This window comes from Mucilaginibacter sp. SG564, assembly GCF_013149275.1.
In the GTDB taxonomy this organism is placed as follows: domain Bacteria; phylum Bacteroidota; class Bacteroidia; order Sphingobacteriales; family Sphingobacteriaceae; genus Mucilaginibacter.
On the sequence record NZ_JABGNA010000013.1, the window covers coordinates 23,575 to 36,375 of the forward strand.

Annotated in this window: 9 protein-coding genes; 4 read left to right on the forward strand and 5 right to left on the reverse strand. The window is 43.2% G+C overall.

Annotated features, from left to right (window positions below; translation table 11 throughout):
• Nucleotides 1-60: 60 nt before the first annotated feature.
• Nucleotides 61-585, reverse strand: a complete 525-nt coding sequence (locus tag FHW89_RS24075) for a hypothetical protein (protein ID WP_172337612.1) — start codon at nt 583-585, stop codon at nt 61-63.
• Nucleotides 586-976: 391 nt separating this feature from the next.
• On the opposite strand from FHW89_RS24075, the gene carB reads away from it, so the two are divergent.
• Both carB and FHW89_RS24085 read left to right on the forward strand, forming a co-directional pair.
• Nucleotides 977-3,793, forward strand: a complete 2,817-nt coding sequence (gene carB / locus FHW89_RS24080) for a carbamoyl-phosphate synthase large subunit (RefSeq protein WP_172337613.1) — start codon at nt 977-979, stop codon at nt 3,791-3,793.
• A gap of 105 nt (nt 3,794-3,898) precedes the next feature.
• Nucleotides 3,899-4,588: a hypothetical protein gene (locus FHW89_RS24085; RefSeq protein WP_172337614.1), complete on the forward strand. Its 690-nt coding sequence runs from the start codon at nt 3,899-3,901 to the stop codon at nt 4,586-4,588.
• 382 nt (nt 4,589-4,970) lie between these two features.
• Here the strand turns inward: FHW89_RS24085 and FHW89_RS24090 are convergent, their stop codons facing one another.
• Nucleotides 4,971-5,435 carry a DUF4920 domain-containing protein gene (locus tag FHW89_RS24090; RefSeq protein ID WP_172337615.1) on the reverse strand — a complete coding sequence of 155 codons (465 nt, stop codon included), beginning with the start codon at nt 5,433-5,435 and terminating at the stop codon, nt 4,971-4,973.
• Between the two features lie 252 nt (nt 5,436-5,687).
• Here FHW89_RS24090 and FHW89_RS24095 point away from each other — a divergent pair, with 252 nt between their 5' ends.
• Entirely contained in the window at nt 5,688-7,070 is a 1,383-nt protein-coding gene (locus FHW89_RS24095) for an NHL repeat-containing protein (protein ID WP_172337616.1), read from the forward strand.
• 200 nt (nt 7,071-7,270) lie between these two features.
• Here FHW89_RS24095 and radA read toward each other — a convergent pair whose 3' ends face one another.
• Nucleotides 7,271-8,728 (reverse strand): DNA repair protein RadA, encoded by a 1,458-nt coding sequence (gene radA / locus FHW89_RS24100; protein ID WP_172337617.1) that lies wholly within the window; start codon nt 8,726-8,728, stop codon nt 7,271-7,273.
• Nucleotides 8,729-8,961: 233 nt separating this feature from the next.
• Here radA and FHW89_RS24105 point away from each other — a divergent pair, with 233 nt between their 5' ends.
• Complete coding sequence (locus FHW89_RS24105; RefSeq protein ID WP_172337618.1) at nt 8,962-10,074, forward strand: acyloxyacyl hydrolase; 1,113 nt, start codon at nt 8,962-8,964, stop codon at nt 10,072-10,074.
• A gap of 102 nt (nt 10,075-10,176) precedes the next feature.
• Here the strand turns inward: FHW89_RS24105 and FHW89_RS24110 are convergent, their stop codons facing one another.
• Entirely contained in the window at nt 10,177-11,727 is a 1,551-nt protein-coding gene (locus FHW89_RS24110; RefSeq protein ID WP_172337619.1) for an Rne/Rng family ribonuclease, read from the reverse strand.
• Between the two features lie 224 nt (nt 11,728-11,951).
• On the reverse strand, nt 11,952-12,800 hold the full coding sequence (locus FHW89_RS24115; protein ID WP_172337620.1) for a tetratricopeptide repeat protein: 849 nt from the start codon (nt 12,798-12,800) through the stop codon (nt 11,952-11,954).
• Nucleotide 12,801: the final 1 nt, after the last annotated feature.

A 12,801-nucleotide genomic window follows, 5' to 3' on the forward strand; every position in this document is an offset into this window, starting at 1 on the left:
GGGACATGTTCATAAAACATATCCCCTTTAATTTTATCAAAACAATTTGTAAATGATTAACTACTGCCGATCCGCACCAATGCCGAGCGATAGTTTCAGGCTTACATCTACATCATTAGCTTTACGTAATTTGTAAACCATCCTGATACGTACACTGGGTTGCCGAACCAATTCGTCAAGAAAGTGTGAATTATCAATATCCAGTACAATACTGTTACCCGAGGTAGCAGCAATATCTTTCCTTATGGCTACCATTACTTCATCACTCCCGTCGGCCTTAGCCATATATACCCGCAATGAAGCAATATTACCAATGTTATAGTTAGCTGGCTCTTTTGATTCCAGTTTGGCCGATACCGTGCGTACCTCACTTATTTTGCCTGCATTATTGCCATCCCTGGTAAAATCCTGGTCAAAACTATTGGCGGTACTTATAGCAGTATGGGGCTCACCTATACTTGCTGATGCCGGGATTGCTATATTGGCTGTATATGGGAAAGTTCCTTTTACAACACGTTGCATCATAGCGCAGCTTCCAAAAAACAAGATTGAAGCAAGCAAAATAAATGTAAGTTTCTTCATCATTTTAATTCAGATGGTTGACCGGTAAGCTACGGATAAAAATTCTGCGATTCCCATACGCGGGTATCGGCTTAAAATTCGGTATAATTTACCGTAAAATCTGGTAAAAACACAATATATGCAGGTTTTGAACTGGTTTATCGCAACAATATTTAAAAATACATTTTTTGCATTTAAAAAAACATTTTAGCGCATGAAAAGCAATGTAAAATCGGACTACAGAAGCTTTCTGAAATTTTGTAAAAAAATACCAAAAAAAGTTTAACAAAAACATATCTTTGCACCCCGACACTGAGGTCGGGATTTCTCGCCTTCAGTGCATAGGAAAAATCGTTTACGGGCCTTAAAAAGCCTTTAACTTTTGACTTAGAACTTTTGACTTAAAAAAAGCCCTATGCCCAAAGATAATTCCATCAAATCAATTCTCATCATCGGCTCCGGCCCTATTATTATCGGCCAGGCCTGCGAATTTGATTACGCCGGCTCACAAGCTGCCCTTTCCCTGAAAGACGAAGGTATTACCGTATCCATCATCAACAGCAACCCTGCCACTATCATGACAGATAAGGTTATTGGCGATCATGTTTACCTGTTGCCGCTTACCTGCGCAAGTATTGAGCAAATACTTACCGAACAAAAAATTGATGCCGTACTGCCTACTATGGGCGGCCAAACCGCGCTTAACCTTTGTATAGAGGCTGCCGAACGCGGAATTTGGGAAAAATACGGTGTAAAGATTGTTGGTGTGGATATTGCCGCCATCGAAAAAACAGAGAACCGCGAAGCTTTTCGTCAGTTAATGGTGGATATCGGTGTAGGCGTGGCTAAATCAAAAATTGCCAACTCTTTTCTGGAAGGTAAAGAAGGCGCCCAGGAAATCGGCTTTCCGCTGGTTATCCGCCCAAGCTATACACTTGGTGGTAAAGGTGCTGGTTTTGTGCACAGAAAAGAAGATTTTGATGCCGCTTTAAGCCGTGGCCTCCAGGCATCACCAACCCACGAGGTTTTGGTGGAACAAGCTGTTTTAGGCTGGAAAGAATACGAGTTGGAGCTGTTACGTGATAATAACGATAACGTGATCATCATCTGCTCTATCGAGAACTTTGATCCGATGGGTATCCATACCGGCGACTCGATCACTGTGGCCCCGGCCATGACCCTGAGCGATCGCTGCTACCAGGAAATGCGTAACCAGGCCATCAAAATGATGCGCGCCATTGGTAATTTTGCAGGTGGTTGTAACGTACAATTTTCGGTTAACCCTGCCGATGAATCTATCATCGCCATTGAAATTAATCCGCGCGTTTCCCGCTCATCTGCCCTGGCATCAAAAGCAACCGGTTACCCCATTGCTAAGATCGCTGCCAAACTGGCTATAGGATATAACCTTGACGAAATTGAAAACCAGATCACCAAAACCACCTCGGCTTATTTTGAGCCTACACTGGATTATGTGATCGTGAAAATACCTCGCTGGAACTTTGATAAATTTAAAGGCGCTAACCGCGAGTTGGGTCTGCAAATGAAATCGGTAGGTGAAGTGATGGGCATTGGCCGCAGCTTTATTGAAGCATTGCAGAAAGCGTGCCAGAGCTTAGAGATCGGCCGTGCCGGCTTAGGTGCCGACGGTCGTCAGAGCCGCAACCTGGAAGAAATCATGCACAGTTTGGAGCATCCAAGCTGGGACAGGTTATTCCACGTATATGACGCGTTGAGCCTCGGCGTTCCGATCGAATCGGTACGTAAAGTGACCAAGATCGATCGCTGGTTCCTGAACCAGATCCAGGATGTGGTAAATCTGGAAAATGAACTGCGCCGCTATTCATTAACTAACATTCCAGAGGAGTTCCTGTATACCCTGAAACAAAAAGGTTTCTCAGATACGCAGATAGCCTACATACTGGGCAATGTAACTGAAGAGGATGTTTACCAGCGCCGCAAAGCTTTGGGCATCAAACGTGTTTACAAAATGGTGGATACCTGCGCTGCAGAGTTTCCGGCCAAAACACCATACTACTACTCTACTTACGAAGGCGAGAACGAATCGGTATCGTCTGATAAAAAGAAAATAATTGTATTAGGCTCTGGCCCTAACCGTATTGGTCAGGGTATCGAATTTGATTACAGCTGCGTACACGGCCTGCTTGCCGCCAAAGAATCAGGTTTTGAAGCCATCATGGTTAACTGCAACCCTGAAACTGTTTCGACCGACTTTAATATGGCCGATAAGCTTTACTTTGAGCCGGTATACTGGGAGCACGTACGTGAGATCATCGAGCTGGAAAAACCATATGGTGTAATTGTGCAGCTTGGCGGACAAACAGCCTTAAAAATGGCCGAAAAAATGCACGAGCATGGCATCCGGATCATTGGTACATCATTCAATGATATGGACATCGCTGAAGATCGCGGCCGTTTCTCAGACCTATTGAAAGATCTGGAAATCCCTTATCCTAAATACGGTGTTGCCGAAAGCGCCGAAGAAGCACTTGAAGTAGCCCATCATGTTGGCTACCCGGTGTTGGTACGCCCAAGCTATGTATTAGGCGGACAGGGCATGAGCATCGTAATTAACGATGAAGACCTGGAAAAAGCCGTAGTTAGCCTGTTGAAAAACCTTCCGGGAAACCGTGTACTGATCGACCACTTCCTTGATCGCGCTGCGGAAGCTGAAACTGACTCGATCAGCGATGGCGACGATGTACACATTATAGGGATGATGGAACACATCGAGCCTGCGGGTATCCACTCAGGCGACTCATTCTCGGTATTGCCACCGTTTGACCTGTCAGACAATGTGATCAACCAGATGGAAGAATATACCGTAAAAATTGCCAAAGCGCTAAACGTACGCGGCTTGCTCAACATCCAGTTCGCGGTGAAAAATGACCAGGTATATGTGATCGAGGCAAATCCACGCGCATCACGTACTGTGCCTTTCATAGCCAAAGCTTATGATGTACCTTACATCAACATTGCCGCCAAAGTAATGCTGGGTGTTAATAAACTGAAAGATTTTACCATCGAGCGTAAACTTTGGGGCTATGCCATCAAAGAACCTATATTCTCCTTTGATAAATTCCCTGAAGTAAATAAGGAGCTAGGCCCAGAGATGAAATCAACCGGCGAAGCTATCCGCTTTATCCCGAATCTGCAGGATCCTTATTTCAGAGAGTTGTACAAAGAAAAATCGATGTACCTAAGCAAATAAATTATTTAAAACATTAGATTGCGCAGGCAGTTTAATTACCGGATAACATTTCCTGGCAGCCCCTCCGGCTGCCGGGAAATTATTGTTGAACTAAGTTAGTATAGATTGAAAGTTAATTCGAATAATACGCAGGCATTCAACCTCAATAATGTTGATCCTGAGGAGATAGGTGATGTTTTTGTAAAAATTGAAAGATCCTTTAATATCCGTTTAGACGACACATCCTGTAAAGATGTAAAAACCTTCGGCAAACTTTGTGATATTGTTGTTGAGAAGGTAAAACAAACCAATAACGATAGCTGTACTACCCAGCAGGCATTTTATAAAATACGCAATGCTATTAACTCTACCATTTCTCCACCAAAAGAGTTAATAAAACCCCAAACCAAACTGGCCGACATTTTCCCCAGGGATACCCGTTTACAGGTGATCGCTGAGATTGAGCGCGAGATGGGTTTCAAGATCAATCTTTTACAGCCTAAACAGGGCGTGGTGGGCACCTTTATTTTTGTATTACTGGCATCGGCAGTTGGCTTCTTCTATCAGCCTGTAATGGCTTGTGTTGGTGCCCTGGTAGCCATGAGCGGACTGATGCTCGCGGGCAGATTTGGCAAGGAGCTTAAGGTAAAAACACTAGGCGATCTGGCCGAGAAAGTAGCACGCGAACATTATATCAAATGCCGCCGGGATGCTTCAACCGTTAACCGTAATGAGGTATCACAAAAAATAAAGGAACTATTTACAGCCGACCTGTATCTGGAACCATCGGTATTAACCCGCGACGCTAAGTTTTAAACAGCAGTAAAATAATTTCTTAAAATAAAAGGGAATCCATACCTAATGGATTCCCTTTTATTTTAAGGCACTATATTGGCTCTGCAAAAGAACCTGAGTGAACAGAATTCCGAAGCAGGCGCCTATTTTGGTAAAAAAGTGGGTTTACATGGTTTACACTTTTTATGGGTTAAAATTAATATATTTATCTTACAATCAAATAGTTAAGTAAATTTTTACGGCATATTTGGCCAAAACATGTTAACCATCTTTTGTCATTAAATAATGGCTTATGAAGTATTAAATATCGGGCATCGAATAATGATTTCGATATTGGAAATTCATTATTCGATATTATTCCCCTGATAAAGATCAAATTCCCCCTCCGGGGGGTTAGGGGGCCTCACTTAGCCACCTGCAAACCCTTCACCTCAAAAGTTACTTTTCTTTTAGTATCCGTTTTTACCTGATGCTGTTTCTTGCCGGTAACCGTATCACCGGCCAGGTGCTGAAGATCGTCGGCAATGAATTGTTTTTGGGCCACACCTTCAATGATCACCGTACGTCCGGCTAAATTACCCGGAATATTGATATTGTAATCTTTAAAATGCGCCGCTATAACTTTGCCACTACCGGCATCCAGCTCAAACCAGCCTCCCTTTTCATGGATCACCTTAATTACGCGCCCCTCAATAGTGGTACTGATCCTGGTCTTCTTTCCCATAAAAGTTTCCAGTTTAGTGGCGCTCATCATAGCCAGTGTATCTGGTTTTTTGCCATAAACCATGCCGTGAGGCAGCGGAGTATGTTGCTGTGCAAAAACAACGGTCGAAAGTAAAAGAGCGATTAGCAATACGGAGGATTTCATGCTTATTGTTTTTTGAATTGTAACAATTATATAAGCAAAATGTTATACCTCCTGTTAATACCCCTCTTCTTCATACTATCCTCATTCAAAAACATCTATTTAGAGGCTGCAAAAGGCATTTTCAGACTATAATAAAGGCTTTTAATGCCATTTGTTAAGATATGTTAAAACCCATGTTGCTAAATAATATGCAGCAACGTATAGAGTTAATAAAGTGCTTAATAACATACTTATTACTTAATCTATTAACACATGAACAAAACCTTAACTAGATCCTTCTTTTTTGCTGCCTGCTTGCTGTCGGTTTTTTTAACAATTGCCGGATGCACTAAAGGTACCTCAAGTACACCCGGAACACCGCCAACTTTAGTAACAATGGATGTAAGCACTACCGCCAGCGGAACGGGAGCATATAGCGGCGGATTGATCACAACAACCTTAACCGAAACTCTGAGCGGGCTTGGCGTATGTTGGAGCTCAAGTAATCAAAATCCAACCACTGCTGATTCTAAAACCACCGACACGGCTACCGTGATGAGCTATGCGAGCAAAATAACCGGTTTAACGCCCAAAACAACCTATTATTTGAGGGCCTATGCCATCAGTGCTTCCGGAACTTCATACGGCAATACCATACAATTTACCACCGGTGCTGATCTATCTGGATTGGGCGGTACAGTAAGCACTGTGGCCGGTAGCGCGACTACCGGATTTGCCGACGGGACCGGCTCAAGCGCGGTGTTTGACAGTCCGCAGGGTTTAACTATTGATGCCTCAGGCAATATCTATGTAGCCGACTCCTTTAATAGTGCCATCAGAAAAGTTACGCCATCGGGCGTGGTAACAACCGTATCAGGCACGGGCAGTATCGGTTATATTGACGGACCGGTTGCCAGCGCTAAATTTTATGCTCCTCAAAGCCTGGTGGCCGATGCAGCAGGCAATATTTATGTAGCTGATTTTGGCAATAACATGATCCGCAAGATCTCTGCCAACGGCACGGTAAGTACCCTTGCTGGAAGCGGTGATGCCGGCTATGCCGATGGCACAGGAAACAAAGCCACATTTAACAGCCCACGTGGCCTGGCACTGGATGCACAGGGTAATCTATATGTGGCCGATCAGGGTAATAACCTTATTCGCAAGGTTACCGCAGCGGGTGTGGTAACTACTATTGCAGGCAAAACAACGGCTGGCTATGTAGATAACGCGACAGCTACAACCGCGCAATTCAATCAGCCAAATGGCATTGCATTGGATGCCCAGGGCAACATTTATGTAGCCGATCTGCAAAACTATGCCATCCGTAAAATCACCTCAGCCGGGGTAGTAACCACCGTTGTTGGCGGTCTTAAATTATCTACCCTGATCAGTAATCCTGGAGCCCTTACTTTTGATGCTAAAGGGAACTTATTTATCAGCGATCAAAATGGCCGCGTGTTAGAACTAACTGCCAGTAAAGTTTTGCTTTCATTAGCCGGGAAAACAGCGACCGCGGGCTTTACGGATGGACAAGGCACCAGTGCTCTATTTAACGCGCCACAAGGTCTTGTAGCCGATGCCAGCGGGAATATCTGGATAGCAGACAGCAACAATAACAGCATACGTAAGCTTGTTCCACCATCGGGAATATAATTTGGGGGGTTATAGAACTAAGGGCCTATTGGATTTTAGGGACGAAAGATAAAGGACGAAGGGATAAAAGGATTTTAATCATCCTTGTTCTTTCGTCCTTTATTAGTATATAAGGATAACGGATATTTTATCTTTCCATTCTGTCGTTCAGTCCCCTTATCTCAAAGTCCAATAGTCCCTTTGTCTAAAAAGTCCAAAAATCATCCAAAAAGCTGGCTGAACACTTCTTCAATACTGCTTACTATTTTTATATCGATATCATAGCGCGACAGGTCCATCCGTTTTTTATCCTGCCCCGCCGATGGAAGGTTATATTTGGATATAAATATCTGGTTAAAGCCCAGTTTTTGAGCTTCGGCAATACGTTGTTCTACCCGGTTAACAGCTCTTATTTCGCCGGATAAACCTATCTCACCAGCGAAACAGGTTTTGAATGGTATAGGCATATCCTCATGCGATGATATGATAGCTGCTGCTAAACCCAGATCGATGGCCGGATCTTCAACCCTGATGCCGCCGGTAATATTTAAAAACACATCTTTAGCCCCTAATCTGAATCCACAACGTTTTTCCAACACGGCCAGCAACATGCTCATGCGTTTGGTATCAAAGCCTGTGGCCGTACGCTGTGGTGTGCCATAGGCCGATGTACTTACCAGGGCCTGTGTTTCTATCAGCATAGGGCGCATACCCTCCAAGGTGGCAGATATGGTGATGCCGCTCAAGGGTTCATCCCGTTGCGATAATAGTATTTCTGACGGGTTGGAAACTTCTCTGAGCCCTTCGCCCAGCATTTCATATATACCCAATTCCGATGCCGAACCAAACCGGTTTTTAACCGTGCGTAATATGCGGTAAACATGGTGCCTGTCGCCTTCAAACTGTAAAACGGTATCGACCATATGCTCCAGTATTTTAGGGCCTGCAATCATCCCATCTTTGGTGATATGACCTATCAGGAATACTGGGGTCGATGTTTCCTTAGCAAAGCGCAGCATCTCGGCAGTACACTCCCGTACTTGTGATACACTGCCAGGGGTTGATTCGATATGTGAGGAATGAAGCGTCTGTATAGAATCAATCACGACCAGGTCGGGTTCCAGGGCCTCTATTTGCTTAAAGATGTTTTGGGTTGATGTTTCACAAAGCACATAACAGGCTCCCTCGGCCCCTGAAGGCGAAGTTTCATTATGCGCAGTGCTTATAACTCCCCCTTCAGGGGGCAGGGGGGATAACCTCTCCGCCCGCATTTTTATCTGCCGTTCACTTTCCTCGCCCGATACATAAAGTACTTTCAGATTGGGCATATTAAGCGCCAGCTGCAACATCAGCGTTGATTTGCCAATACCCGGCTCACCGCCAATAAGCACCAACGAGCCTGCTACTATACCGCCACCCAACACCCGGTTAAATTCTTTATCGGGCGTTTGCATGCGGTGTTCTTCGCTAAAAGTAATATCGGCCACCTGCACCGGCTTATTGGCCCGTTGCTGCGTATTAGAGGTAACTTTCCAGGTAGGTACAGATGCCGAGTTGCCCTTATCAATGATCTCTTCAACAAAAGTATTCCATTGTTGGCATGAAGGGCATTTGCCCAGCCATTTAGCCGATTCAAAGCCACAGCTTTGACAAAAGTACGCGATCTTGGTTTTAGCCATGTTTCAGATATACAAATTTGTATACGCAAATATGCTGAATTAAATAATAAATATTACTAATTTATTTAGCATTTTCAATTAAAGCAATACATAGCCTCTGTACATTTTTGCATCGGATATAAAAGCCTAATAGAAACATTAAGCTACCTTTTGGCGTATACGACACTGTTTCCTGCCAAACTAATGTTCATGATACTGATGAATGGCTTTTGAATTGATATAACTAAACCTGTATGAATAAAACTTTATTTTTTGCCATTATTGGCTTTCTATTTTTCAACATTTCTTCTAAAGCCCAGGATACAGGAAACAGTATTGAAATAAGCGGCACCGGCGGTATCAAAATATTCACACCCGAGAAAAACACCCTCAACGGCCCCCTTTTTGGTGGCGAACTGGCCTATCATATTAACATGGCCGATAATAAACGAGATTTCATCCGGATACTGAATATCAAAAGTATCGACGCTGTATTTTCTTACCGTAATATGAGCGGGGTGATATTAAATCATGATCAAAGCACCAAAGGAGTTATCGGCAATACCTATGCTGTACTCGGCCGTTTAGAAATTGGCCTGCTCAAGATTGATCGTACCGAGCTGTTACTTACTCCCGGCTTCGGTTTTTTATATGCCTCCGAAACTCATGTTACCAATAGTCAAAATATTATCATAGGCAGCCACATCAACCTTGCGGCACAGGTGGGCCTTAAAGTATTTACACCCATAACCCAATCAACTGGCATACAGGTAGGCGCGGAGGTGTTTCATTATTCAAACGGCGCCGCTAAGTTGCCTAATAACGGGATAAATGCGTTTGCGTATACACTGGGGCTGGTACAAAAGATAAACCAGGATGGTCCTTCCACATTTTACGAGCCAGAAACCGACGATAAGCACTCCTTTGAATTCGGCATCAATGTAGGCCGGCGTGGGAGTAAATACTCGGACCAGGGACTTTATAAAACCGGGTTTTATGCCGGCTATAATTATAAATTTAACCCGGTATTGAGCATGAAGATCGGTACCGACGCGGTTTACTATAACACGGCTTTCAATACCACTAATTTGCAAGATGCTTTGAATACTTTTCAGAGCAAAGCTACGTCATATGATCGCTGGCGGGTTGGTATATCAGCCGGGCCGGATATATGGCTGGGTAAATTTGCTGTAATGACCGGTTATGGTTATTATGTGCATTATCATAGTTACTTCCCGGTTAAAACCTATTGGACCGCTGGCTTAAAATATTACATAACACCATACCTGGCTATACAAGCCAAAGGCTATATCCATAATACCGAGGCTGATTTTGTTGGTTACGGTGTACAATTCAGGATACGCTAAAGTTAAACAAGAGGTTATATTCAAAAAGGTTAAAACAAAAAAATGCAGATGCTTTATCAACATCTGCATTTTTAAAATCTGCGGAAGTGCAGATCAATCTCTTTACAATTTTATTTCTTCGTCTTTTGAGGTGAAGAAACGGAACTCGGTGATCTGGTATGCGGGATTACTCTTAACCTTGATCCATTGGCCATATTTAACAAACCACTTCATTTGGCGGTTGTAAATGCCTTTTTTAATGTAAGCTTCAATATACGGATGTACGCATAAGGTAATACCCTTTTCGTTTTGCTCGTCCAATATGTAATTGAAGTTATTTTCAATATCGTCCATCAGCAAAATAGTTGGCCTTATGGTACCTGTACCGTTACAGGTTGGGCATACTTCGCTGGTAACAATATTCATTTCGGGCCTTACACGCTGACGTGTAATTTGTACCAAACCAAACTTACTTGGTGGTAAAATGGTATGCTTGGCCCTATCGTACTGCATTTCGGTACGCAAATAGTCAAATAGCTCCTTGCGGTTCTGCGGTTTGTGCATATCAATAAAATCGATCACCACAATACCGCCCATATCGCGCAGGCGCAACTGACGGGCAATTTCTTTAGCCGCTTCCTTATTTACCTGGTAGGCATTCTCTTCCTGGTTTTCTTTATTGGCCGTACGGTTACCGCTGTTAACGTCGATAACGTGCAGGGCTTCTGTATGTTCAATTACCAGGTAAGCGCCACCGGCAAGATTAACGGTTTTACCAAAAGCGCCCTTGATTTGCTTTTCGATCCCAAAATGTTCAAATATAGGCTCCTTATGCTTATGCATACGGACTATACTTTCCATATCGGGCGATATTTCATGGATGTATGAACGAATTTCTTCGAACATGCCATTGTCATTCACATAAATATGCTGAAAATCGGGGTTCAATATATCCCTGAGGATAGTTGAGGTACGCCCAATTTCGCCTAAAACCTTTTTTGATGGTTCAACAGACGGCAGCTTGGTTATGAATGATTCCCATTTAGATATCAGATCGAGCAGGTCTTTTTGTAATTCATCAACCCCTTTGCCTTCAGATACTGTACGGATAATAACGCCAAAATGCTTTGGCTTAATGCTTTCAACAACCTTCCGTAAACGATTTCGTTCTGTATTGCTCTTTATTTTTTTGGAAATAGAGATAGCCTCCGAAAATGGTACCAATACCACATAACGGCCGGCTATTGAAAGATCAGAACTTAAACGTGGTCCTTTGGTTGATATAGGTTCCTTAGCTATTTGTACCGGTATAAGCTGGTTTTTTGATAATATCTCCGAGATCTTTCCTCCCTTATTGATATCACCTTCCAACTTAAAGCCGTCCAAAAGCTTCGATTGGTATCCCCCGCTACGTACTTGCTTGGTTAATTTAAGCAGGCTCTGCACCTGCGGACCAAGATCAAGATAATGCAAAAAGGCATCCTTCTCGTAGCCAACGTCTACAAAGGCTGCATTTAAACTGGGCATGATCTTTTTGATACGCCCCAGGTAAATATCACCAACAGTATAATTGTTGCTGACCTGCTCTTTATGAAGTTCTACGAGTTGTTTATCCTGTAATAATGCAATGGTAGCCCCGTTTGGGGATGAATCGATAATTAATTCTTTTATCAACTGCTACTCCATTTCTTAAAACGGTAAAAACCGCGTGTTAATAAGTGGGTAAAAAACACTACTAAAGTTACCTGCTTCATAAAAAAGCAGGTAAGCTGCTTAAATAAGCAGCTTATTTCTTTTTATGTCTGTTTTTTCTTAAACGCTTTTTGCGTTTGTGGGTAGCCATTTTGTGTCTTTTACGTTTTTTACCGCTCGGCATAATAATAATTTTTAATGTGTGATTAATTCTTTAATTCCTTGATATATTCATCAATGCGTTGCCCGAATACAGGATCGGGCATCATTTCTTTACATTTTTGGTAAGCTTCGATAGCTTCCTTTTTCATGCCCAGTTGCTTGTAGCTTTCGGCCAGATAAAAAGTTGGCTCCAATTCCTGCTTTTGGGCAATTAATGTTTTAAACCTGCCAACCGCTTTTTCGTACTGGCCCGATTTCATGGCAAACATTCCTAAATTAAGGTTCGCGTTCCAATTGTTGGGATCCTTTTTTACTACTTCAAGCAATAAGGCTATACCTTGCATAGGGCCGGCGCCGCCATTTACGTAGGCAACACCTAATCCTGTTTTACCCTCAAGGCTTTCGGGTTTTAGTTTAAGGGCACTCTGAAAAGCTTCTACCGAATTAGTTACAAATGCGGGCTGCAATAAAGTGTCCTGTGTAAGTTTGTAAGCATCGTTAAAACGATTACCTGCATTTAACCAATCCTCCAGCTTGTTTTCCTTACGGGCCAAAGCCTGATAGTAAAATGCCGCCGGGGCCGGCTGGTTAACATCATCCCACTGATGGGCCAATTGCTGCTGCAATTTTTGCTCATCGGCGCCTGACGCGTTTTTTAATTGCCCTTCAAGGTCGTTTATCTTTGCTGTTAACGCCGCCCCAATTGCGGTTTTAGCAGTTGCAGATACCATATCAACCGTTACAGCCGTGGCCGGCTTGCGGCTGGCTGTCATTACGTTTGTTTTGTCTGGTTTAGCCTCTTTGGGTTTTATTAAACCTTTAACAGGTAAATAATACAAATAGCCCATAATAACAACTACGGCTGCACTAATGGCTATTTGTTTCTTATTCATG